The sequence below is a fragment of the Polynucleobacter sp. AP-Kolm-20A-A1 genome, assembly GCF_018688315.1.
Classification (GTDB): Bacteria; Pseudomonadota; Gammaproteobacteria; order Burkholderiales; family Burkholderiaceae; genus Polynucleobacter.
In genome coordinates this window covers 1878109-1899493 of sequence record NZ_CP061315.1, presented here as the reverse complement: position 1 = coordinate 1899493, position 21385 = coordinate 1878109, and the positions used below count along the sequence as shown (strand labels likewise).

General features: G+C 45.1%; 29 protein-coding genes and 1 riboswitch. Of the genes, 14 read left to right on the top strand and 15 right to left on the bottom strand.

From position 1 onward, the window contains the following. Positions 1 to 10: 10 nt before the first annotated feature. The 8 genes from C2745_RS09530 to C2745_RS09495 all read left to right on the top strand — a co-directional run bounded on the left by C2745_RS09530 (position 11) and on the right by C2745_RS09495 (position 5039). Positions 11 to 370 (top strand): hypothetical protein, encoded by a 360-nt coding sequence (locus C2745_RS09530; protein ID WP_215384349.1) that lies wholly within the window; start codon positions 11 to 13, stop codon positions 368 to 370. 70 nt (positions 371 to 440) lie between these two features. After that, complete coding sequence (locus C2745_RS09525) at positions 441 to 917, top strand: hypothetical protein (RefSeq protein WP_215384348.1); 477 nt, start codon at positions 441 to 443, stop codon at positions 915 to 917. A 151-nt stretch (positions 918 to 1068) separates the two neighbouring features. After that, positions 1069 to 1458, top strand: coding sequence for a tautomerase family protein (locus tag C2745_RS09520; protein ID WP_215384347.1), 390 nt, complete (start codon positions 1069 to 1071; stop codon positions 1456 to 1458). A 78-nt stretch (positions 1459 to 1536) separates the two neighbouring features. Further along, a complete protein-coding gene (locus tag C2745_RS09515) occupies positions 1537 to 2220 on the top strand; it encodes a haloacid dehalogenase type II (protein ID WP_215384346.1) in 684 nt (227 codons plus the stop codon). 10 nt (positions 2221 to 2230) lie between these two features. Beyond that, positions 2231 to 2632 carry an MAPEG family protein gene (locus tag C2745_RS09510; RefSeq protein ID WP_215384345.1) on the top strand — a complete coding sequence of 134 codons (402 nt, stop codon included), beginning with the start codon at positions 2231 to 2233 and terminating at the stop codon, positions 2630 to 2632. 211 nt (positions 2633 to 2843) lie between these two features. Continuing rightward, on the top strand, positions 2844 to 3641 hold the full coding sequence (locus C2745_RS09505; RefSeq protein WP_215384344.1) for a hypothetical protein: 798 nt from the start codon (positions 2844 to 2846) through the stop codon (positions 3639 to 3641). Between the two features lie 53 nt (positions 3642 to 3694). Continuing rightward, positions 3695 to 4429: a sulfite exporter TauE/SafE family protein gene (locus tag C2745_RS09500; protein WP_215384343.1), complete on the top strand. Its 735-nt coding sequence runs from the start codon at positions 3695 to 3697 to the stop codon at positions 4427 to 4429. A gap of 144 nt (positions 4430 to 4573) precedes the next feature. Continuing rightward, positions 4574 to 4677, top strand: a riboswitch (glycine riboswitch). A gap of 170 nt (positions 4678 to 4847) precedes the next feature. After that, positions 4848 to 5039 carry a hypothetical protein gene (locus C2745_RS09495; protein WP_215384342.1) on the top strand — a complete coding sequence of 64 codons (192 nt, stop codon included), beginning with the start codon at positions 4848 to 4850 and terminating at the stop codon, positions 5037 to 5039. 44 nt (positions 5040 to 5083) lie between these two features. Here C2745_RS09495 and C2745_RS09490 read toward each other — a convergent pair whose 3' ends face one another. From C2745_RS09490 to C2745_RS09475, 4 genes are read right to left on the bottom strand one after another with little or no spacing between them, the layout of a single operon-like run. Then, entirely contained in the window at positions 5084 to 5854 is a 771-nt protein-coding gene (locus C2745_RS09490; RefSeq protein ID WP_215384341.1) for a MipA/OmpV family protein, read from the bottom strand. A 33-nt stretch (positions 5855 to 5887) separates the two neighbouring features. Then, entirely contained in the window at positions 5888 to 6532 is a 645-nt protein-coding gene (locus tag C2745_RS09485) for a histidine phosphatase family protein (RefSeq protein WP_215384340.1), read from the bottom strand. 21 nt (positions 6533 to 6553) lie between these two features. Beyond that, entirely contained in the window at positions 6554 to 6949 is a 396-nt protein-coding gene (locus tag C2745_RS09480; protein ID WP_215384339.1) for a GNAT family N-acetyltransferase, read from the bottom strand. After that, positions 6946 to 7395, bottom strand: coding sequence for an MOSC domain-containing protein (locus C2745_RS09475; protein WP_215384338.1), 450 nt, complete (start codon positions 7393 to 7395; stop codon positions 6946 to 6948). The genes C2745_RS09480 and C2745_RS09475 overlap by 4 nt, the downstream gene beginning before the upstream one ends. Positions 7396 to 7525: 130 nt before the next feature. Here C2745_RS09475 and C2745_RS09470 point away from each other — a divergent pair, with 130 nt between their 5' ends. After that, positions 7526 to 8401: a DMT family transporter gene (locus C2745_RS09470; RefSeq protein WP_215384337.1), complete on the top strand. Its 876-nt coding sequence runs from the start codon at positions 7526 to 7528 to the stop codon at positions 8399 to 8401. Positions 8402 to 8451: 50 nt separating this feature from the next. On the opposite strand, the gene C2745_RS09465 is transcribed toward C2745_RS09470, so the two are convergent. After that, positions 8452 to 8634, bottom strand: a complete 183-nt coding sequence (locus C2745_RS09465; protein WP_215384336.1) for a hypothetical protein — start codon at positions 8632 to 8634, stop codon at positions 8452 to 8454. 127 nt (positions 8635 to 8761) lie between these two features. On the opposite strand from C2745_RS09465, the gene C2745_RS09460 reads away from it, so the two are divergent. Then, complete coding sequence (locus tag C2745_RS09460; protein ID WP_215384335.1) at positions 8762 to 8995, top strand: DUF2798 domain-containing protein; 234 nt, start codon at positions 8762 to 8764, stop codon at positions 8993 to 8995. Next, positions 8992 to 9240, top strand: coding sequence for a hypothetical protein (locus tag C2745_RS09455; RefSeq protein WP_215384334.1), 249 nt, complete (start codon positions 8992 to 8994; stop codon positions 9238 to 9240). Before C2745_RS09460 ends, C2745_RS09455 begins: the two co-directional genes overlap by 4 nt. Before the next feature lie 16 nt (positions 9241 to 9256). Here C2745_RS09455 and C2745_RS09450 read toward each other — a convergent pair whose 3' ends face one another. From C2745_RS09450 to can, 6 genes are read right to left on the bottom strand one after another with little or no spacing between them, the layout of a single operon-like run. Continuing rightward, entirely contained in the window at positions 9257 to 10885 is a 1629-nt protein-coding gene (locus C2745_RS09450; protein WP_215385680.1) for a peptide chain release factor 3, read from the bottom strand. 57 nt (positions 10886 to 10942) lie between these two features. Then, entirely contained in the window at positions 10943 to 11680 is a 738-nt protein-coding gene (locus tag C2745_RS09445) for a pseudouridine synthase (RefSeq protein WP_215385679.1), read from the bottom strand. A 47-nt stretch (positions 11681 to 11727) separates the two neighbouring features. Continuing rightward, entirely contained in the window at positions 11728 to 13146 is a 1419-nt protein-coding gene (locus C2745_RS09440; protein WP_215384333.1) for a serine/threonine-protein kinase, read from the bottom strand. Positions 13147 to 13151: 5 nt separating this feature from the next. Further along, positions 13152 to 13904, bottom strand: coding sequence for a metallophosphoesterase (locus C2745_RS09435; RefSeq protein WP_215384332.1), 753 nt, complete (start codon positions 13902 to 13904; stop codon positions 13152 to 13154). A 25-nt stretch (positions 13905 to 13929) separates the two neighbouring features. Further along, positions 13930 to 14829: a lipid A biosynthesis acyltransferase gene (locus C2745_RS09430; RefSeq protein ID WP_215384331.1), complete on the bottom strand. Its 900-nt coding sequence runs from the start codon at positions 14827 to 14829 to the stop codon at positions 13930 to 13932. Between the two features lies 1 nt (position 14830). Continuing rightward, the gene (gene can / locus C2745_RS09425; protein ID WP_215384330.1) at positions 14831 to 15502 is read right to left on the bottom strand and encodes a carbonate dehydratase; all 672 of its coding nucleotides are present in this window, start codon (positions 15500 to 15502) and stop codon (positions 14831 to 14833) included. A 25-nt stretch (positions 15503 to 15527) separates the two neighbouring features. Here can and C2745_RS09420 point away from each other — a divergent pair, with 25 nt between their 5' ends. The 3 genes from C2745_RS09420 (at position 15528) to C2745_RS09410 (ending at position 16791) form a co-directional block, all read left to right on the top strand. Beyond that, on the top strand, positions 15528 to 15821 hold the full coding sequence (locus tag C2745_RS09420; RefSeq protein WP_215384329.1) for a DUF167 domain-containing protein: 294 nt from the start codon (positions 15528 to 15530) through the stop codon (positions 15819 to 15821). 206 nt (positions 15822 to 16027) lie between these two features. Then, complete coding sequence (locus tag C2745_RS09415; RefSeq protein WP_215384328.1) at positions 16028 to 16393, top strand: hypothetical protein; 366 nt, start codon at positions 16028 to 16030, stop codon at positions 16391 to 16393. 113 nt (positions 16394 to 16506) lie between these two features. After that, on the top strand, positions 16507 to 16791 hold the full coding sequence (locus C2745_RS09410) for an HU family DNA-binding protein (protein ID WP_048812313.1): 285 nt from the start codon (positions 16507 to 16509) through the stop codon (positions 16789 to 16791). 85 nt (positions 16792 to 16876) lie between these two features. Here C2745_RS09410 and rodA read toward each other — a convergent pair whose 3' ends face one another. Genes rodA through mreC form a run of 4 tightly spaced genes read right to left on the bottom strand, consistent with a single transcriptional unit; the run spans position 16877 to position 21382 of the window. Next, complete coding sequence (gene rodA / locus C2745_RS09405) at positions 16877 to 18028, bottom strand: rod shape-determining protein RodA (protein ID WP_215384327.1); 1152 nt, start codon at positions 18026 to 18028, stop codon at positions 16877 to 16879. Continuing rightward, a complete protein-coding gene (gene mrdA, locus C2745_RS09400) occupies positions 18010 to 19917 on the bottom strand; it encodes a penicillin-binding protein 2 (RefSeq protein WP_215384326.1) in 1908 nt (635 codons plus the stop codon). The genes rodA and mrdA overlap by 19 nt, the downstream gene beginning before the upstream one ends. An 8-nt stretch (positions 19918 to 19925) precedes the next feature. Next, positions 19926 to 20450: a rod shape-determining protein MreD gene (mreD, locus tag C2745_RS09395; RefSeq protein ID WP_215384325.1), complete on the bottom strand. Its 525-nt coding sequence runs from the start codon at positions 20448 to 20450 to the stop codon at positions 19926 to 19928. Next, positions 20447 to 21382, bottom strand: a complete 936-nt coding sequence (gene mreC, locus C2745_RS09390; RefSeq protein WP_215384324.1) for a rod shape-determining protein MreC — start codon at positions 21380 to 21382, stop codon at positions 20447 to 20449. Before mreC ends, mreD begins: the two co-directional genes overlap by 4 nt. Positions 21383 to 21385: the final 3 nt, after the last annotated feature.

The following is a 21385-nucleotide window of genomic DNA, read 5'->3' as shown; positions in this document are numbered from 1 at the left end:
GAAATTCAAAATGAAAACTGTAAACAAAATTGCAATTAGCGTTGCCACTGTCATGGGTCTTGGATTGGCTGTAGCCTATGCTCAGCCAGGTCCAATGGGTAATGGCATAGGCCCAGGCATGATGCGCGGCCAAATGATGCAAGGTCAGATGATGGAGCAAAACGCCAACATGAAAATCATGCGCGAGTTAATGACGCCAGCCGAAAGACTTGCCATGATGGATAAAATGATTGATGCCAAAACAGCAGAAGAGCGCCAAGCAATCATGACAGCTACACATGCAGAGATGGAAAAGCGGGCTAAAGAAAAGGGCATTACATTGCCGGCAGGACATGGCCCACAAATGATGTCAGGAAGAATGTGTGGATAAAGCAGTTTGGAGTTGGGAAGCCACTCTCGGGTGGTTTTCTGCGTTTCTAATAATTAGACAATAGCAACTTATGAAAAAAACAAAAATCATTCTTAGTACGGTACTTGCCCTGTGCGGTATTGTTATTTTCAAGATAGCAACTGCCCAACATGATCATGGACACAGAGCCCCACCTACAGATAATCGAGTTACCGTAGAATTCCCGCCTGCCATGAAAGAACATACATTAGCCAATATGAGAGATCACCTATTAGCGATCGCCCAAATACAAGAAGCAATGGCAGACGGCCAATACGATAAGGCAGCCCAGATTGCTGAGCTTCGTTTGGGTCAAACGGCTTTAAAAGCACACGGCGCGCATGAAAATGCCAAGTTCATGCCAAAGGGAATGCAAGACGTCGGCACTCAAATGCACCGCAATGCTAGTAAGTTTGCTATTGAAGTACAAAATACCGGAGCAACTGGGGATCTAAAGCCTGCCCTCTTGGCTCTTAGCAAAACAACACAAGCATGCGTAGCTTGCCATGCCGGATATAAGCTGAAGTAGGATCGGACATCCTCGGCCCTGGTTCGATTCCGCCCCGGGCCACCAAGAAACACCAAAACCACCTTCGGGTGGTTTTTCTATTAAGGGTACATCAAGGCCAAGTGAAAATTCTTGGGCCCGTATAAGATGATGAGATCTAAGGAGAATTACTATGCCGTTGGTCAGAATTGATTTAAGCAATAAACACTCTGAAAGCTTTGCTCGGCAAGTTGGCGATATTGTTTACAACGTCATGCGAGAACAAATCAATGTTCCTGAAGACGATAAGTTTCAAATAATTACTAGGCACGATTCAATGGAGCTCAATATTCCCAAAAGCTATCTGGGAATTGAATATTCCGAGGGAATCATTTTTATTCAGGCGACGATCAGCTTTGGCCGAACTGTTGAAGTTAAAAAGAACTTATATAAAGCAATCTGTGGATCCTTGGTTCAAACGCTTGGGGTTAGGCCTCAAGATGTCTTCATTAATTTACTTGAAGTGGACAAAGAAAACTGGTCATTTGGTAATGGTGAGATGCAATACGCAGATAAGGATTAAATGTCCCCTGCTAGCGTGTTGATATAAGAAGTACAGTTTTAAATAGTAATCAAATTCATAATAAAAATCGGAGACAAGATGTATAAGCTCATTGCCTTTGACGCCTACGGCACATTGTTTGATGTTTACTCTATGGGGCAATTGGCAGAAGAATTATTTCCGGGGCATGGCCAAGCCTTTGCCTTGATGTGGCGTGACCGTCAAATCGAGTACACCCGTTTAGTGACGATGAGTGACCCTAATGCCAATGGTAGCAAGCACTACCTTCCGTTTTGGGAGCTAACCATTCGCTCATTGCGGTATGTCTGTAAGCGTATGAGCTTGAACCTTACGCCTGAATATGAAAAGAGGCTGATGGATCAGTATGCCAAGCTCACCGGCTTTGAAGATAGCTTGACCGTTCTTAAAACAATTAAAGATAAAGGACTATCGACTGCAATTTTATCTAACGGAAGCAGGGAAATGTTGGCAACCGTAGTTGATAGCAATGGTTTGCAGTCTTATCTAGATAAGGTTGTAACGGTTGAAGATGTGCGACTATTTAAAACCGCCCCTCAGGCTTATGAGCTTTTACTAAAAGCATTTCCTGTGAAGAAAGAAGAAGTTCTGTTTGTCTCTAGTAACGCATGGGATGCTCTGGCTGCCAAGTGGTTTGGTTTTGATGTGTTCTGGGTTAATCGCTTGGGCCACCCATTTGAAGAGATTGGCGAAAAGCCTAACTATGAAGGTAGCTCGCTTAGTAAAGTATTAGAAGTGATCTAAGTAGAAATTCATGTTACTCATTACCTCAATCATCGCCTCTGTTTTAACCATCATTTTTATCAAACTCTCTTTTGCTGTTATTGGCCTTCGCAGGAAGAATAAGGTTGGTTTAGGTAACGGCGGCCATGAAGATCTTGAGAGGGCTATTCGGGCTCAGGGCAACTTTGCTGAGTACGTTCCTTTTGGGATCATATTGATTGCTTGTTTGGAGTTAAATGGCGCCCCTTGGTGGTTGGTTGCAACCCCTGGTGTCACCCTAATTATTGGGCGCTTGATTCACGCGATAGGAATTAACGAGCCTCCGCCTGATTTCAGTAAGCGGGTGCTGGGGATGAAATTTACGTTCAGCACTCTGATCACATTAGTTGCGATCAATTTGGGTTGGGCTCTTTATAAGTTGTTTCTGATATAGGGCCAATGTGGGAGAATGACTTCATCAAACTCAATCAATCTTATGTGAATATGAAACGATTAAATACATTAGCGCTAACAACACTTTTTTCCTTGCTGCTGACTGCGTGTGCCGCAAGCAGTACTTCTCCAATTGGAGAGAACTGCGACTTCAGCCAACAGAAGCCCTTGTGGGAAATGCCTGTCGGTTGCGAAGGTAGATAGGAAGAGATATGGAGCCACTATATGGTCTGAGTCTTGAATTAATTCGCTATGCCCCAGTTTTTTTTGCGATCTCAATTTCCCTATTTATGGCATTGGGATGGCTTTTTGGACGCTTTTTGATTAATAAGTACGGGGAAGGTAGCGTAGCCGTTCGTGATTCATTAGTTGCTTCTATTTTTGGCCTATCTGCTCTTGTTTTAAGCTTCACGTTTTCAAGCGCCTCAAATCACTATGACTCACGCATAGAAACTATTCGGATTCAGGCTAGCAGCATTAAGGCTTTGTATGCATCAACGAAGTACTTGCAGCCCGAGGATCAAGTTGCTATTAAGAAATCTTTGTCCGACCTTTTGGATCTGCGTCTAGAGGCCTACGAAAATATTGAAAGCATGGCAGACATTGATCGCGGCAGCGATCGAGTGTCAGACATGGTTAATAAAATTAATGAAGAGGTGGTAGCGGCATCATTAAACGCATCTCCAGAGAACAAGCCTGTGATTGGTGAAATTTTGCTGCCACAAATGCGCAATCTGGTGACTATTTTTGGTGCAGATGCGATTAAGACAAAGTCTCATCCGCCAACTTTGTTGATGCGTTTTTTATATATCTTGCTATGCATTGGCGCCCTGTTGATTGGCTACACCATGGCCGTAAAGCTGGAGAGCGATTGGTTTATGGCGGTGATTTATGTGCTATTAATGGGCCTAGGCCTTCATGTCATTCTTTCGCTTGAGTACCCTAATTTGTTAATGCCTTTTGGGGAGTTCAACAGAGACTTATTGCTTCTAAAGAAGTCATTGGGCTAGCTGATACGGCTTTAAATGATGGATGCCAATTCAATTCATCGAGATGAGCAAGCTTGTCTGAGCTGATTCTTCAAGCCCTGGTTCTGGGGGTCTTGGGATTGGGCGCCGGCGTCTTAGGCGGTGTGATTGGCTTTGGCACAACAATCATCTTAATGCCCGCCTTGGTCTACTTTTATGGACCTATCCAGGCAATTCCGGTTATTGCCTTAGTTGCAACGGTGGCAAATCTTTCCCGAATATTTTTATGGTGGAGCGTTATCAATTGGCGGGTTTGCTTTGTCTATAGCGTAACTGCAATACCTTTCACCATTCTGGGCGTAAATACTTTAATTGCCCTTAACGAAAGATTAATTGAAATTACTTTAGGATTTTTCTTGATTGCGCTCATTCCAGTTCGTCGCTGGATGCGCAAAAAGAATTTTTACCTAAAACTTTGGCAAATGAGTTTGGTGGGTGCTTGCATTGGCTACCTTACTGGCATTGTTGCAACTACTGGCGCAATTAATACACCTTTCTTTCTGGCATTCGGCCTAAGTAAAGGTGCATTTTTAGGAACAGAGGCCGCTAGTACATTGTCGATTTTGTTTACCAAAGGAATTACTTTCCACCAGCTAGGTTTTTTAAATTCCATTGCCATTATTCAAGGGCTGCTGATAGGTAGTTGCGTATTAGTCGGCTCTATTTTCTCTAAGCGAATTGTTCTCGCATTGCCGGAAAAGAAATTTTTATTGCTAATGGAGTTGGTGATGCTGATCTCGGGCCTTTCAATTTTGGCCATGTCTTTTTAAGGCACATTGGTATAAATCATTAGTTTGATAAAAGTGTCAGCAGGTTATAATTTTCATAAGCAGGAGAGTGAGGGAATTCCCTCCACCGAAGGCGCAAACTCCCATGAACGCTCAGGTATCCACCAGGAAGGTACTGCTTATCCTAAATAGCCGTCTGGAGAGTCACCATCTTTATGGTGCACCGAAGGAGCAAGCACTAAGCCAGGCTTAGTGTGAATCTCTCAGGTATCAAGGACAGGGGGAGCGGCATCCGTCGACATAGCTTGCTATGACGGTGATGGGCTGCTTTGGGAGGGTTTCTATGCAAATTCAGATCGAATAGTTCGTCGACTTTTATCGTGCCGCTTGGCGGCTTTTTATTTCATCGATATATCTCGAAATGGATTCATTTCGGGTGCAAATTCATTAAGGTAAATGTATGACAAACAAATTTGTTGAAGAAGCTCCATATCATCCAGGCTACGAAGATGCAGGTTTTAAAGGCGCAGCCTCACCCCTTGCCACCGAGATTGATCGCTTTAGAAAAAGCAATTCTCGTTATTTAAGTTTTGCTGATGTGATCGTAGATTTTTGTATTTCAGATCAAAATAAATTGCATCCCGCCAAGTGAGCGCATGCGAGATCAGCCACCTTCGGGTGGCTTTTTATTTTGGCTTATTTAAATCGATAAGCGAGCGCTGCAAAAATATTGTCTTGGAATGAGCGATTCATAACAGGGCTGTTATTAATTCCACTGCCCATCCATTTTCGCTTGCCATAGATGTTGATGTACCAGTTATCTACCACCGGAATTTCAACCATGAGGCCTGCCAAAAGATTATTGGTCGCTGGGGCTGTATAGGCTCCGTAGCCAGTCAGGTTCGACTCCCCCGGGTTGATGCCATAGTAATAGTTGGCATATTGACTGGATTGTCTTTCTATTCCGACCTGAGGATAAACCACCACTTTTTTATAAGTTTCTATTTCGGCGAAATATAAAAATTCATAAAGCCCACCTTTGGATTTTCCGAAGTCATGATAGGCGTTGACAAAAAATCCACCAATCGGGGTTTCCTGAAAGGTGCCCAAGCCCAGAGGAATCGGATCGCTTCGATTAATAACATTTCCATTAATAGACGACTTTACTTTGTAGGTGTCTAAGTTAATTTTCCCAATCACCTCAAAATAGCCGTAGCCCAGCTTGAATGTTTTAATGCCCACTTCATCGATTCGAGCAAAAAAACGCTTGTAGTCAAAAAAGGCATAAGGAAGAACTAGAGATTGCGTTCCTTCTGTCCCAATGTGTAAGTTGGAGGTGTAAATAGCGCCGCCAATATCTCCAACGATACGATCAGGAAGCCCATCCGGCACGTCATCGATTGCGTGGGCTGGAATGCATACTGATGCTGCAATAATGAGAGTCAGTGCGTAAAAAATCTTTTTCATATGGGAATGATGGGCCTTTATTTTTCTGGTGGCTCAGAGGTCAAGATTATCTAGGGCCGATTTTTCCAGATGATCTGTATTGGCCCAACTATCAACCTTCCAGCGATGGCCATCATGACTAATCCAGTTAAGGGATGCATTAGGTACTGCAACAGCTTTTTGAGCTTCTAATGGTTGATTGCTTGCAAGTCGGTACATCATGTCAAGTGTGCCACCATGACTAACCAGCAAAATTGTTTTTCCGACGTGCTGATTACGGATTTTCTCAAGGACTTTGTGGACTCGATTAGCAAATTGTTGAATGCTCTCACCACCGCGTAAGCTTTCTTCAATATTTCTGCTCAGGTGCGACTTCCAAAGTACGGGTTCTTGCTCTGGGCCTTCATCGGTAGTGAGTCCTTGAAGTGCGCCCAAATTTCGCTCTCTGAGTTCAGCATCGGTGATTGCAGATACCGCAAACAATTCTTCAATAGCTTGTGCGGTCTTGGCGGCACGGCGAAGGTCGCTGGTATATAGAACATCAAACTGGAGCTCGATGCGCTTGAGTGCACGTGCCATTTGTTTTGCTTGCGCCAAGCCATGCTGGTTCAAGTCAATATCGGTATGTCCCTGAAGGCGGTGCTCGGCATTCCAGTCGGTTTCCCCATGGCGTACTAAGCAAAAGCGAGTAATAGTCATGAGGTGATGATAAACGCCATATTATTTTTTTAGAGTCCAGGCGCGGGGATTATGTTCAAAGCCAATGTGCTCGTAATACTCGTTGGCTTTAGGCGCGGCTAGCAACACAATCATGCATTCTGGCCCAAGTCGCGATTTAGTTTCCTCAATCAATTGCTTACCAATGCCTGAGCGTTGGTACTGTTGATCTACGGCTAGATCGGCGAGATAGGCGACATAGGCAAAGTCCGTCAGAGATCGAGAAATGCCTACTAGTTTCTCTTTATCCCAGGCGGTAATGGTGAGGTTAGCATTTTTGAGCATCGCCTCGAATGTTGTGACATTGTTTATTGGGCGGCGCTCCCCCAGTGTTGAGCGCGTGTATAGATCAATGGCTTGCTCTGCAGTGATACTGGCGTTATCGCGGTATTCAATCATGGATTTTCAGTAGGTAAAAGAAGCTTGTTGCCAACTTGAAGGTTGCCTGAATTGAGAACTTCAGCTCTGATGCCGCCACGCCCTTCAAATGCATTCATAAAGCTTGGTCTATTTAGTAATTGGGCCGGTCTTTCGCATGGCGCGCAAAGCTCGGTACCCAGCAATAGAATTTCTCCAAGTTGGAATTGTTTTCCAACTAAAGCATTCAGCTCATTTGCCGTGATTCCCTCAAGCAAAATATTACGGCGCGTTTCAGCCCCATCAAAAATTGGTTCATCGCCCGCCTTGAGCCAATCATTTGCAATCTCTATGCCTGCCATGGCAATGAGGCTGATATGGCGAATCTTCGGGGGTTTGGTGTCAGAGTAGGCTCCGACCCCAAGCGCATAGCGATCACCTTCAATGCCCAAGCCGGCGTTGACCTTGACCTGGCTGAAGCTTTGCATCGGCGCCCCAGCCGCGGGCGAAAGATATATAGATTGAATGTGGGCGTTGAGTTTCATAGGTAGTGAATACATATTACAGCCCACGGTCTGCAGATTGTTAATACAATCAATTGAGGACTAGAAAAGGGTAATGGTGAATAGAGAAAGCAAGGGAATGCTAATTGGTTTTATTGGCATTTTGATATTTAGCTTAACGCTACCGGTAAGCAAGATTGCGGTTTTAAGCTTTAACCCCTATTTCATTGCATTTGGGAGAGCATTACTGGCAGGCCTAGTAGCGCTAGCCTATCTCCTTTATAAAAAAGAAGCCATTCCCAGCAAAGTAGATTTCATTAAGTTTGTAGTCATTTCTATGGGTGTTGTATTTGGCTTTCCAATTTTTACAACGGTTGCGATGACCCAAGGCTCGTCATCACACGGTGCAGTTATTTTGGGGATGATGCCTCTTGCCACAACCGTGATTGGGGTTCTGCGTTTTAAAGAGAGACCTTCACTAGGATTTTGGTTGGTTTCTTTCCTGGGTGCTGGCCTTGTGGTCTTGTATGCCCTGCTAAAGAGCTCGGGTAGCTTTACTTATATTGATGGTTTACTGGTATTGGGCGGTATCAGTGCATGCATTGGGTACGTGGAGGGCGGTGAGCTCTCCAGAAAGATGAATCCACGCGCAGTTATTTCATGGGCATTGGTAATTTCATTGCCTTTGAATGCTGTAATGGCATGGCTTACCTATAGCCCAGAATATATTCACGCTGGCACAATTGCTTGGACCAGTTTTGTTTATTTAAGCCTATTCCCTATGTTTCTGGGATTCTTTTTTTGGTACGAGGGGCTTGCAATTGGAGGCATTGCGCGCGTTAGCCAAGTGCAGTTGATACAACCCTTTTGTACATTAGTGGCCGCCAGCGTTTTGCTCGGTGATTCACTAACGGCGATGAACTTTATTTTCGCTATGTTAGTTGTGTCGACAGTTATTCTTGGAAAAAGAATGTTGATTAAAAGGGCGTAATCTATTCCAATATGAATATAAAAAAGCCCCGATATAACGGGGCTTTTTAGTTATGCGGCAACAACTTTGTGTTTGCTGAGTGCTCGTAAAAGCTTGCCCTTTTCCTTTGGTTTAGTGCTTGCTTCTAGTAGCTTAGTAAGCTGGGTTGCATTAAGGGGTCCTAGGCGCGTTTTACCTGTTTTGGTAAGCATAGAGTCATTTTTTCTGGTTCTTTGATTTTGGCCAACAGCCATGAATTTTCCTAGAGTAATGGAATGATGAATCTCAAAGCGTTGCTAATAAGATTCCCCTGTCTAGGGCGCACAATAGTGATCACAGTTCAGAATAACAGTTAAGCACTTGAGACGCTATGATGTATGTATGATGAATTTAGCTAATCTTGTGTTTGCCCTTGTAATGGGCTTTTTAATGTCCTTAAGCATCACTCTCGCCACCACATTTGTGCGTGTTGGCCTCGCAGAAAATTTCTTCTTGGTATGGTTAGAGGTTTGGTTGGTAGCCTATCCCGTAGCCATCGTTTGCATTCTGATTTATAGACCATTGGCCAGCAAGATCAGCGCTAAGATTCTTAATAGACTGGGGGTGGGCAAATGAATTCATCGCTGAAATTTTTAGCATTAGCTATCAGCTGTATTTTGGCCCTATGTTCATGTGCTGCTGTTTATACAGATGCCTCAGATTCAAACCACGTGACTTTTCTAAATACCAGTGGTGAATCAATCGAGCAGCTAAGCAAAAAAGCAAGTGCCTACTGTGAGCAATATGGCAAGGTAGCCGCATTCAAAAGTAGCGACACTCAGTTAGTCACTGTATTTGATTGCAAAACAACGCGCCAATGAAATAAAGGCGGTGTAGTTAGCCTGCCAAGTCTGATTGGTAAATCAAGCCAGCATGCTCTCTTAGGGCGTGGAATTGAATAGACTCCCAACGCTGTTGCGCTACATCGAGCTCTGATTTATGTGAGGCTAGAAATACTGACGCGCCGACAACATCTTCCGCCATGCGGTGTATATTTTCTAGGGTAAATTTTTTCAATGCAACAGGATCGTCCGAGCTAACCCAGCGAGCCAAACTATAGCGAGCTGGCAATAGGCGGACTTCTGCGCCATATTCTGTTTGCAGGCGATGGCTCACTACCTCAAACTGAAGTTGGCCAAAGGCGCCAAGCAGCATGGTGCCGCCGGCCATGGGTCTGAATACTTGAATAGCGCCCTCTTCACCCAATTGCATCAGTCCGGTGCGCAACTGCTTCGACCGTAATGGATCAGCGGACTCAACCATGCGGAAGATTTCTGGCGCAAAGAATGGCAAGCCAGTAAATTGCAATTGTTCACCTTCGGTCAGGGTGTCGCCTAAACGCAGTAAACCGTGATTTGGTAGGCCAATGATGTCGCCAGGAAAAGCTTCATCCAAAATGTCGCGTCTCTGAGATAGGAAAGATAGGGCATTGTTCGTGCGAACTTCTTTTCCATTGCGGCAAATTTTTAATTTCATGCCGCGCTGAAAGTGACCAGAGCAAATACGTAAAAATGCTACGCGGTCGCGATGAGCGGGATCCATGTTTGCCTGAATCTTGAATACGACGGCGGAGAACTTATTTTCTGCTGGACTAACTTCGCGCTGTAAAGCTTTGCGTGAACCCGGTGATGGCGCTAATTCAACTAGCGTATTGAGAATCTCACGTACGCCAAAATTGTTAATGGCCGATCCAAAGAAGACTGGCGATTGACGTCCAGCTAAAAAGGCCTCAAGGTCAAATGCTGGCATGGCTTCTTTGATGAGCTCGACCTCAGCTAATGCGTTCTCTAGGTCGGTGCCTAGGCGCTCTTTCAGTGCGGGATCATTTACATCAACCACTGCATGAGAATCTTCGGTGACACGATCTTCGCCAGCTTTAAACATCCGCATCCGCATGTTGGCAATATCAATCACTCCTGCAAAGGATTTGCCCATGCCAACAGGCCATGTAAAGGGAACCACTTCAATGCCAAGAGCTGTTTCAATCTCATCCATCAACTCCATCGGAGGCTTTACCTCGCGATCCATCTTGTTAATGAATGTCACGATAGGCGTATTACGCGCACGGCAAACTTCAAGCAAGCGCAGGGTTTGAGATTCAACACCGTTAGCGGCGTCGATCACCATCAGCGCTGAGTCCACTGCAGTAAGTACGCGATAGGTGTCTTCCGAAAAGTCTTGGTGGCCTGGGGTATCAAGCAAATTAATAATGCAGTCACGGTACTCCATCTGCATTACCGAGCTTGCTACCGAAATACCGCGTTGCTTTTCAATTTCCATCCAGTCAGAAGTTGCATGACGACTCGCTTTACGAGCTTTAACGCTTCCTGCAATTTGAATTGCTCCTGCATATAGCAGTAACTTTTCAGTAAGCGTCGTTTTCCCGGCATCTGGGTGAGAGATGATGGCAAAGCTGCGGCGTCTAAGTACTTCTGCGCCTGGAGTGCTGGAGGTTAAAGTTTCGATGGTAATTCTGCGCTGATTAATCTGGATTGGACGCAATTATAAGCGTCCCAAGGCGCCTCAGAACTGCTCATGAGGCCCTACATAGCGCCATTGACCTGGTGGCAGCGGGCCCAATGAGATTCGACCCATTCTTACGCGTTTTAGGCCGAGAACTTTAAGCCCCACCATCTCACACATTCTGCGAATTTGACGCTTACGCCCTTCACGCAATACGAAGCGAAGTTGGTCTTCATTTTGCCAGCTTACTTGTGCAGGCTTTAACTCCACTCCATCAAGTGACAGGCCGTGTCTTAGACGATCTAAATCTTCGAACGAGAGTCTTCCTTCAACGCGTACTAAATATTCTTTTTCGATCGGACTATTTTCTCCAATCAGCAATTTAGCAATGCGGCCATCTTGAGTTAAAACCAGCATGCCCGTGGAGTCAATATCTAGCCTTCCTGCAGGGGCTAAGCCCTTAGTATTAAAGCGAGGGCTTCTACCTTTATCTAGCGGACTAGCAAAGTAATTTTCAGGCGTAATTAATGAAGCTGCAGGTTGATATTCTTGCTCGTCATCGTAATGAGAAATATAGCCAACCGGTTTATTCAGAATGACGGTAATACGAGATGCCTGCTGCGCTTTGGCCCCAGATTGCAATTCAATTTTTTGGTGACGAAAAGCACGCACGCCGAGCTCATTTACTACTTCGCCGTCTACAGTGACTAAACCTTGCTCGATGTATGAATCAGCCTCGCGACGTGAGCATAGGCCTAGCTCAGAGAGCAATTTTGAGACGCGAACTTTTTCTTCCATGCCTGCATTATCCGTCAAATGTAGGCCATAAGGGGCGTCAGGTCTGCCTAGGTTCTGACGATATGCACGCTGCAGGGCGCCTCTTCGACGATCTTGGTCATCGACGTTCTCCAGGGCGTTACCTTATTAGGAAGCTTGTGCGATGCCCCAATCAGAATGAGGGATGCATCATTGTCTTTGGCAAACTCCACAATTCGAGATGCAGGATCAAGCGCCTCAAGCACGTGATAAGAAATTCTTTCTGGCGGCAACTTAAGGGGCTTGGCCCAATCCATTAGTTGCACCAAGTGGCCTCGCACAATCCCGCTGGCAGTTTCATTTTCTTGATTGCCTTCGAAAGTGGGGGTACTGCTAATAGTACTTAAGCAAACTAAACGACTCTCAGGATAGGCCTGCAATAAGTTTTTTGCGGTAATTTGCATGCGCTCACGCAAGTCTTCATCAGACTGACGGGTATCAATTGCAGCGATCATGAGTGGCGCATCAAAATTGCCCATACTAGGGCGCGGGCTAGGAGAAGGTTCATAGCCGGCAGCCTTAAACATGCCTTTAAGGTTTTCCCAAAAGCTGGGAGGCTCAACTCGGTCAGCTCGCTCCGTAAGCGTGACGCCCTCAGGATCTCTCAATACTTGTCGTAAGCGTGCAGCACTTTGATATCGATCGGCAGCGCGCGGCTCTAAACATCTTAGAACTACCTCTTGTAGCCAGCGAGGAATCTCACGGCGAATTGCTCTCAACGGGAATGGCTCAGCCCACATACGTCTACGTAGGCCACTCATCGTTTGTGGGTTACCAAATGGCAGCTCGCCAGTGAGCAACTCATACATGATGACGCCGATAGAAAAAATATCACTTCGTGAATCAGAGCGAATTCCCGCTACTTGCTCGGGAGAAATATATGGCGCAGAGCCAACGCCTTTTCGCATCTCTTCTGCAAGCAAGTCTGGATAGCGTGCATGGTGCGACAAACCAAAATCAATTAATGTCAGCTTACCTTTGTCATCAACCAAAATATTTTCTGGCTTGATGTCTAGATGAATAGCATCTTGTGAATGCAGTGATTGAACCGCTTGCGCTAGATCTGCGCCAATACGTACCACTTCATCAATAGTAAAAACTTTGCCTTCTTTGATGTAGTCCTCAAGCGGTCTACCCTCAACTCTTTCCATTGCAATATATGGGCGCGTGGCCATATTGCCAGAGCCTAAATATTTTGGAACGTACGGGCTTTTTAGTGAGCGCAAGATAGTGAGCTCAGTTTCAAATCCAATCAAACTCTCTACTGGCTGATCTCTGCCAACTCGCGGTATCTTTAGCAAAATAGGAATATCAATTCCTGCTTTGGTGGCAGAGAAAAGACTCGCCATTCCGCCGCGATGAACTTCTTTGCCCAAGACAAAGCCATCTACTACTTTGCCTTCTTGAAATATATCGTCTACTGCTTCAATGTCAGTATTGATTCCCATGAATATTATTTGCCCGTAATGAGGCGGTTTGCCAGATCTTCTGGCAGCCCAGCACGACGAACTTTATCTGCGGCAGAAAAGTGATCGTAAGAGGTGCGGTGGAATGTCAACACTTCAGATTCGGGCTCAAAAACAGCAAAGCAGGCTTCTGGATTACCGTCTCTAGGCTGACCAAGTGATCCAACAACGCCCACCCATTGGCGGTGCTGCAGGACGGGAATTTCATCGCCAGGGTGTGGTGCAAAGCGAATTAATTTACCAACGGCACTTTGATAAAAAAGGGCTTGCTCATGTGCATGTCCTACAAATGTATAACTCTTTCCAGAGTTCTGTACGCAACGCCATGCGCTCATGCTATCGGTAATGTAATTCCAGTCGGCAGGATTGTGTGCAGAGGCATGCACAAAACAAATTTTTTCTTCTTGAACAATAAGCGGCAGGTTTTTTAAAAACTCTATATGACTATTATTTAGTTGAGACTTTGTCCACTCGATAGCAGCATTTGCACTGGCGTTCATCTGATTGCGCGCGTCTTTAAAAATAGCCTCATCATGATTGCCAAGAACGGCAATGGCCTTTTTGCTTTCTACGAGTGCGGCGATGCGCTCTATCACTGCTACTGGGTCTGCGTTATAGCCGACGAGATCACCCAAGAAAACCATGCGGGTAACGCCAAGCTCTTCGGCGCGGGCCATGCAGGCCTCAAAAGCTTCTAAATTACTGTGGAGATCGGCAAAGAGCCCAATACGTTCGGTCATCCCTTAATGATAGGACAAAAGACCTCTAGTTAGAAGGGTTATAGGGGTTTGAGCCACCATTGGGGGGGTTTTTGAAGCGCTTATGAACCCAGTAGTATTCGGCCGGGCGAAGACGAATTTCAGATTCAAAATATTGATTGAGTCGGGCCGTATCTGACTTTGGATCTGTTCCCGGAAAGTTTTCTAAAGGCTTTCTAATCTCGCAAAGATAGCCTGATTCATCGGCTTTTAAGGTGGTGGTCATCAGGCATACATCTGCACCAGTAATTTTTGCTAAACGAGAGATGGTAGTGATGGTGTTGGTTTGCATGCCAAAGAAAGGAACAAACTCAGAATCCTTTAGCCCCAGATCAATATCAGGGGCAATGATGATGAAATCGCCATTACGGATTTCACGAATGATGGCTTTGGCATTCCCCTGGCGATCAATGGAGTTGCCGCCAAAGCGATTGCGCCACCCCACAATTTTTTGATTAAAAAACGGACTTTTCATTCTCTGAAAAAATCCTGAAGTGCGGGGCCAGTGCTTTTCTTTAGAGAGCGCGCTCAAAATAATGCTGCCCTCAATTCCCGTGAAATGCATATTCACCAAGATGCGTGGTTTTTTGCTGGCAAGGTCTACGGCTGATTTCACTTCAATCATTTTGCCCAATTTTTTTGAGCTACCAAACCAGATGATACTTTTTTCAACCAGGCTGCGACCAAGCAGTCGCCAGTGCTGCTTACTAAGCTGATCAATTTCGTCTGAGTTTAGGTTTGGAAAACAAAGACGGAGATTGGTTTTGACAACTCGCGCTCTATCGCTTGGGATGCGAGCAGCTATATAGCCTAGGCCATATCCAATGGCGACTAAAAGCTTATAGGGAAGAAGCGAGAGGAGCGCAAGAAAGGCGACTCCTAGGTAGTTCAAAAAAGATTTGAGCAAATTAACTTTGCTCTGATTCGTAACGCTTGATGGACTTGGAATAGCGCTCAGTCATTTCTTCGATTGAGCTACTTGACATGCCTAAATCATTTATTAGGCCCGTTTCAAGACGATAAGCCCAGCCGTGGACGGTGAGGTCCTGGCCGCGTGCCCATGCATCTTGAACAATGGTTGTCTCACACACGTTAACAACCTGCTCAATGACATTGAGTTCACATAAACGATCTTGACGTTTTGGTGTTGGAATGACATCGCCAAGATAACGCTCATGTTTCTGGTGCACATCTTTTACATGACGCAGCCAGTTATCCGCTAGACCAACCCGCTTGTCAGTTAATGCTGCATGTACGCCAGAGCAGCCGTAGTGACCTACAACCAATATATGCTTAACCTTAAGCAGGTCGATAGCAAACTGAATTACCGATAAGCAATTTAAGTCGGTATGAACCACAACGTTTGCAACATTGCGGTGAACAAATAATTCGCCGGGCAATAAATTCACAATATCGTTGGCGGGTACTCGACTATCAGAACAGCCTATCCAGAGATATTCGGGGGCTTGCTGGGAAACTAGGCGTTTGAAGAAATCGCCATCTTTTGCCACCATACTTTCGGCCCAAGTCCGATTATTTGCAAACAGTTGCTCGAGGGCTTGAGAATTCTTAGTCGTCATGGTTTCAGTTTAAAGTACTTTAATGATGCCTATTTGGTTAAAGCAAACCCCCGCCGGAATCATCTTAAGTTTGCATTGCCAACCAGGGGCAAAACAGACCAAGGTGGTTGGGCTGCATGACGGCTGCCTGAAGATCTCTCTTCAAGCCCCAGCCCTAGAAAATAAGGCTAATGAGCTTTTATTGGCCTGGCTTTCTAAGCAGCTGAGAGTGCCGCAGAAACAGATTCAATTCGTTTCTGGGCAAAATAGCCGCAAGAAGCGAGTGGAAATATGGGGGTCGATTAGCCCAGAACAGATTGCCCAGATATTGGCGCCCTAAGTCACCAAATAACTGCCTGCAAAATACTCAAAATAATTTATCGCTAACTTTTTCATTAGGGCGGACCCATATTTCGAGACTGCAAAATAAACATGCTGCGCTGACCACAAATAGATCATTTTTAGTATTCGGATGCCCATATACTGCATATAGAAGATGTAATGACCTACTTAGGGTTTGAGTGAAGATTTATTAAGGAAGATCTTATGAATAGCTTTATAAAGTGGCTCTTAAGCCTTGTTTTAATTGGGTTTGTAGGTATTTCTGTATACACATGGGCGATGCTAAATTGGAGCTACGGAAGCGGTGAGCGTGCAGGATATGTGCAGAAATTCTCTAATCGCGGCTATGTATGTAAAACCTGGGAAGGTGAATTAGCCATGGTCTCAATGCCGGGTACCATGTCAGAAAAATTCCTCTTTACGGTGCGTGAAGATGCTGTTGCGCAAAAAATAAATGCTAATTTAGGCAAAAAGGTTGCTCTAAAGTACGAGCAACACATTGGTTTGCCAACCTCTTGTTTTGGCGATACCGAGTATTTTGTTTCTGATATCACTGTTTTGGATGAGTAATTTGTAGTCGTAGTAAAAAATTGCTGTAACGCAACTTTATTTTTGTAATTTTTTGTGGTTAAAATCATGTAAGCGTAATGTGCGCTGACATCAATATCTATAAGGAGCTTCACTTGAACAAAGCCGAACTAATCGCAGCGATTGCTGACGACGCGGAGATTTCTAAAGCCAAAGCAGAATTCGCATTGAATTCTGCAATCGACACAATCATCAAAGCTGTTACTAAAGGTGACTCAGTACAACTGATCGGCTTTGGTACATTTGCTTCTGGCAAACGTGCTGCACGTATGGGTCGTAACCCAAAAACTGGCGAGCCACTCAAAATTGCTGCTGCAAAAACTGTTAAGTTTTCTGCTGGTAAAGCATTTAAAGATTCAGTTAACAAGCGTAAGAAGTAATTCTTCCCTTGTTGATAAAAAAGCCCGGCATGCCGGGCTTTTTTATTTCCTCAATAATTCTCGAAGCGTTTAAAGCTATTTCTACCTAGCTCTGCACTAAACGGCGATGGCGATGAATACTCATTAAGATGCCGGCACCAAAACCAAGGGTAACGAGCGCGGTGCCACCGTAGCTAATAAATGGTAGCGGCACCCCAACAACCGGCAATAAGCCGCTCACCATTCCGATGTTCACAAAAGCATAGGTAAAGAAAATTAAAGTTACTGCAGCGCCTAATAGTCGTGTAAATAAATTGGGCGCGCTTGCAGAAATAGCTAAACCTCTTTTAATAAGTGAGAAGAAAAGGGCAAGCAATACTAAGTTGCCTAATAGGCCAAATTCTTCTGAGAACACAGCAAAGACAAAGTCAGTGTGTTTTTCTGGAATAAATTCCAAATGCGCTTGAGTTCCTTGAAACCAGCCTTTGCCAAAGAACCCACCAGATCCGATAGCAATCATGGATTGGATTGTGTGAAAGCCTTTTCCTAATGGATCGCTAGTGGGGTCGAGCAAGGTGCAGATACGATGCTTTTGGTAGTTATGTACAAATGGCCAAACAACATCGTGCGCGCAAATGGTGCTGCCGAAAATAATGATTAACAAAATGCCAACAACGCCTAGGCCAACAAACGGCAGAATCCATTTCCAAGGCAGGCCCGCCAAAATAATGACATAAAGACCCGCCGCAAAAACTAAGAGCGCCGTACCTAAGTCGGGTTGGCGAGCAATTAAGAATACGGGTATTGCCAAAATAATCGCTGCAACTCCATAGTCCCAAGATTTTTGAATGCCTTCACGCTTCTGAAAATACCAAGCAAGCATCAATGGCATTGCAATCTTCATAATTTCAGATGGCTGAATCACGACGCCAATGTTCAACCAACGGCGTGCACCTTTTTTAATAAGTCCAAACGCAGCTACTGCGATTAAGAGCGCAACACCAAGCCCATAAATCCAAACAGCGCCCATCTCCAGCCACTTTGGTGGAATGCGCGACACAATCCACATTACTGCAAATGAGAGTGCGAGATTGCGTAATTCATCTGCAATTTGTACGGGAGTATTTTGACTTGCTGATAAAAAAGTAAAAAAGCCAACGGCCGCCAAGCCAAGCAGAATAAGGCCTAGCTGGCGATCTAAGCCAGCAAAAATGCTAAAGAAAAATGCTTTTACTTTGATTAAGGGGCTCTTTTCCATTCAGGAATCTCCTTAGGCCATTTGCCCTCTATGTAAAAGTCTAATGCTTTGCGCGCAATTGGAGCTGCATACTGCGCGCCAAAGCCCGCATTCTCCACAACCATTGCAATCACAATCGTTGGTTTATCTGCTGGCGCAAAAGCAATATACAAAGCATGGTCTCGTAAAAATTCTGCAGTTGAGCCGTGCTTATATTCTTTGGAATTCAAGCTAAAGACTTGTGCGGTGCCAGTTTTTCCGCCAACTTGATAGCCGGTTCCTTTGAACGCTGCTGCTGAAGTACCCGAGACGTTTACTTCTAACATGGCCTTTTTAATCACCTCAATATTCTCCGCATTGAGATCAATGCGATAACTTTCTTTTGGTGTTGTCAGAACTCTATTTCGCGTGAATGGGTCTTCAATCGCTTTAACTAAGTGCGGCTTCATCACGACGCCGTTATTAGCAACGTTTGCCATAGCGTGAGCTAATTGCAAAATAGTGAAAGCGTTATAACCCTGTCCAATGCCAAGTGAAATTGTTTCACCTTCATACCATTTTTGCTGCTCTGGTTTTTTGAAGGTATTTTTCTTCCACTCGGTAGACGGCAAAACGCCTCTCGCCTCACCTTGTAAATCAATTCCTGTAATTTGGCCAAAGCCAAGCGGCTTCATAAAGTCATGCATCATGTTTACGCCCATGTCACGCGCTAGCATGTAGTAGTAGGTGTCGCATGATTCAACGATAGACTTTTGCATATCAACAATTCCGTGACCACCTTTTTTATCATCGCGGAATGTATGGTTGCCAAAGTCAAAGTAACCAGGGTCAGAAATGGTTTGTGATGGTGTGCGCTTTTTATTCTCTAGAGCGGCTAGCGCCATGAAGGGCTTGTAAGTTGACCCTGGTGGGTAGATGCCTTTGAGTGGTCGGTTATAGAGAGGCTTTTGTGGGGAGTCATTGAGCTCCTTCCAGGTGACCGAATCAATGCCCTCAACAAAATCATTTGGATTGAAGTTAGGTTTAGAGACGAATGCCAATACATCACCCGTCTCCGGTTCAATCGCTACAAAGGCACCACGGAAATTGCCATACAGCTGCTCTACTAAATATTGCAACTTAATATCTACCGAGAGAACCACATTTTTTCCGGGCACCGAAGGTGCGCTAGAAAGTGTGCGCACTGGTTTGCCACCCGCAGTGATTTCTACTTGATCGTATCCGGGCACGCCACGCAAAACAGTTTCATAACTTTGCTCTAGGCCAATCTTTCCTACATATTGAATGCCCGGTAGAAATGAAGCTTGCAAAGCATCTGGATCATCAGCTTTAGCGCCCTCAATTTCAGCCTGCATGCGCTCCTTATCTTTCTGGGAAACGCGACCAATATAGCCAATTAAATGGGAGGCTAATTCGTTGTATGGGTACTCCCGAAAGCTCCTGGCGCGGATCTCCACCCCAGGAAAACGGTAGCGATTGGCCATAAATCGGGCAGTTTCTGCTTCATTGAGCATGGAGCGCAGGGGAAATGTCCCCATATTGCGAGAATCCTCTAGAGAGCGCTTGAAATTGCGGCGATCTCTAGGGGAAATATCAATGATTTCAGAAAGATCGCTAATGAGCTGATCGACATTGCCTTTTACTTCCTCGGCATTGACATCTAGCGTGAGGGCGGAATAATTTCTACCGATAACGATGCCATTGCGATCAATTAAAAGGCCTCTATTGGCTGGCGCCGGAACTAAAGCAATGCGGTTACTCTCCGCTAGAAGAGCATATTTTCCATGGCTAACTAGCTGTAGCCAAACCAAACGAGTAACTAGCAGTAAAAAACAAAATGTGACAAATAGCGTCGCAATATGAATGCGCTCTTGAAATGAGTCGAGATCCGGTTTTTTAAAAGAAACCATGCCGCTTCTTAGAGAGGGCGATTGTGATCAACATCTAATGGTCGACGCTGCGGTGCCAATAAGATGCGTGTCGCCAGTGGCCATAGCATTGCTTCTATTAGCGCCTGAATAGCGCCTGTGAGGGCCCACCAATATAGCTCGCCGCTTAGCAGCCAATGTGCCAATACGGGGAAAAGCGATACCAGTAAAAAGATTGGAAGCAAATGTAAGGCTTGTGGAAGAACTGTGAGAGCCACAATCCGTCGATGCCATGAAATAGCGACGTATGCGACGAGGGAGTAGCTAAAAGCGTGTAAGCCCAGCAGATCTGAATTGTGAACATCCATCATCAGACCAAGAATGAAGGCAGTGATGACACTCACATAGCGATGTTGGTGGATATTCCAAAACACAATACATAGAATTAACCAGTCAGGCACCCAACCATAGTTGCCAATCGGTAGCAGATTTAATAACAGCGCACAAAATAAGCTGAAATAAATAAAGACCGGATTTACCGGACGCAGAATGTAGCCGCTCTGGAAATCGATCATTGCATTCCTCGCGCGCGCGTTTGGCGTCTACCGGGTGTATTACTTAATGGCGCGCCAGAAGTAGATTTGTTGCTAATGGTTGGTGCTTTAGCGTCAAACTGTGGGTCATACAAAAGAGCAAGTGCTTGACGGTAGCGATTGACTGCGGCAACAGGTACGCAAAACACATTAGAAGAGTTCTTATCAATGTTGCGTTCAATTTTGCTAATGACTGCTACTGCAAATCCAGGGGGGTAAACGCCATCAATTCCGGACGTCAACAAAATATCACCCACCTCCAGATCACTGGCTACAGGTAAATAGCGAAGTTCTAGGGGATTGCCTCTTCCGGCACCAAATACCGCAGCTCGAAGCCCGTTACGAGCTACTTGGACGGGAACCGCAAAATCACGGTCCTCCAGCAGAGAAACCTCTGCAGAGCGCTCATAAAGGCGCACTACCTGGCCCAATATGCCGGAATCATTGGCAATCGGGTTGCCAAGCTTGAGGCCATCGTTGCTACCGCGATTAATCACAATACGTTGAGAAATTGGATTTGGTGGATTGAACAAAATTTCCACCGGTAATGTTTTGAATGGAATCTGTTTTTGCAAAGCCATTAGCTCGCGCAAATTTTGGTTCTCGACCATGAGAAATTCAGATTGATTGGCCAGCAGAGAAAGCTCTGCTTGGCGAACTTTCATTACTTGATTTTCTTGATCAAGAGTAGATCTTGTTGTGAAATATTCTGATGTTGCTTCGTATGCATTTCGCGGCGCCATCATGACATATTCAAGTGGACGCAAAATCCAATTGACATTGTTGCGAATCGGATCGAGTGCTTTAAAGCGAAAATCGATCAGCATCAGAGCGATGCTGATCGACAGACAGACAATCAGTTTAAGTAAGGCCGGAATGCCCTGTCTGAAAAGTGGTGGAGCGCTATGTTGCAATTC

Coding starts and splice junctions, on each gene's coding strand:
- C2745_RS09420 (WP_215384329.1), top strand. CDS start 15,528: ATGCCTATTTGGTTAAAGCAAACCCCCGCCGGAATCATCTTAAGTTTG.
- mreD (WP_215384325.1), bottom strand. CDS start 20,450: ATGATCGATTTCCAGAGCGGCTACATTCTGCGTCCGGTAAATCCGGTC.
- C2745_RS09510 (WP_215384345.1), top strand. CDS start 2,231: ATGTTACTCATTACCTCAATCATCGCCTCTGTTTTAACCATCATTTTT.
- C2745_RS09435 (WP_215384332.1), bottom strand. CDS start 13,904: ATGACCGAACGTATTGGGCTCTTTGCCGATCTCCACAGTAATTTAGAA.
- C2745_RS09480 (WP_215384339.1), bottom strand. CDS start 6,949: ATGATTGAATACCGCGATAACGCCAGTATCACTGCAGAGCAAGCCATT.
- C2745_RS09530 (WP_215384349.1), top strand. CDS start 11: ATGAAAACTGTAAACAAAATTGCAATTAGCGTTGCCACTGTCATGGGT.
- C2745_RS09515 (WP_215384346.1), top strand. CDS start 1,537: ATGTATAAGCTCATTGCCTTTGACGCCTACGGCACATTGTTTGATGTT.
- C2745_RS09415 (WP_215384328.1), top strand. CDS start 16,028: ATGAATAGCTTTATAAAGTGGCTCTTAAGCCTTGTTTTAATTGGGTTT.
- C2745_RS09465 (WP_215384336.1), bottom strand. CDS start 8,634: ATGGCTGTTGGCCAAAATCAAAGAACCAGAAAAAATGACTCTATGCTT.
- C2745_RS09485 (WP_215384340.1), bottom strand. CDS start 6,532: ATGACTATTACTCGCTTTTGCTTAGTACGCCATGGGGAAACCGACTGG.
- C2745_RS09455 (WP_215384334.1), top strand. CDS start 8,992: ATGAATTCATCGCTGAAATTTTTAGCATTAGCTATCAGCTGTATTTTG.
- C2745_RS09475 (WP_215384338.1), bottom strand. CDS start 7,395: ATGCAAAGCTTCAGCCAGGTCAAGGTCAACGCCGGCTTGGGCATTGAA.
- C2745_RS09520 (WP_215384347.1), top strand. CDS start 1,069: ATGCCGTTGGTCAGAATTGATTTAAGCAATAAACACTCTGAAAGCTTT.
- rodA (WP_215384327.1), bottom strand. CDS start 18,028: ATGGAAAAGAGCCCCTTAATCAAAGTAAAAGCATTTTTCTTTAGCATT.
- can (WP_215384330.1), bottom strand. CDS start 15,502: ATGACGACTAAGAATTCTCAAGCCCTCGAGCAACTGTTTGCAAATAAT.
- C2745_RS09460 (WP_215384335.1), top strand. CDS start 8,762: ATGATGAATTTAGCTAATCTTGTGTTTGCCCTTGTAATGGGCTTTTTA.
- C2745_RS09445 (WP_215385679.1), bottom strand. CDS start 11,680: ATGGAAGAAAAAGTTCGCGTCTCAAAATTGCTCTCTGAGCTAGGCCTA.
- C2745_RS09440 (WP_215384333.1), bottom strand. CDS start 13,146: ATGGGAATCAATACTGACATTGAAGCAGTAGACGATATATTTCAAGAA.
- C2745_RS09525 (WP_215384348.1), top strand. CDS start 441: ATGAAAAAAACAAAAATCATTCTTAGTACGGTACTTGCCCTGTGCGGT.
- mrdA (WP_215384326.1), bottom strand. CDS start 19,917: ATGGTTTCTTTTAAAAAACCGGATCTCGACTCATTTCAAGAGCGCATT.
- C2745_RS09470 (WP_215384337.1), top strand. CDS start 7,526: ATGGTGAATAGAGAAAGCAAGGGAATGCTAATTGGTTTTATTGGCATT.
- C2745_RS09505 (WP_215384344.1), top strand. CDS start 2,844: ATGGAGCCACTATATGGTCTGAGTCTTGAATTAATTCGCTATGCCCCA.
- C2745_RS09495 (WP_215384342.1), top strand. CDS start 4,848: ATGACAAACAAATTTGTTGAAGAAGCTCCATATCATCCAGGCTACGAA.
- C2745_RS09490 (WP_215384341.1), bottom strand. CDS start 5,854: ATGAAAAAGATTTTTTACGCACTGACTCTCATTATTGCAGCATCAGTA.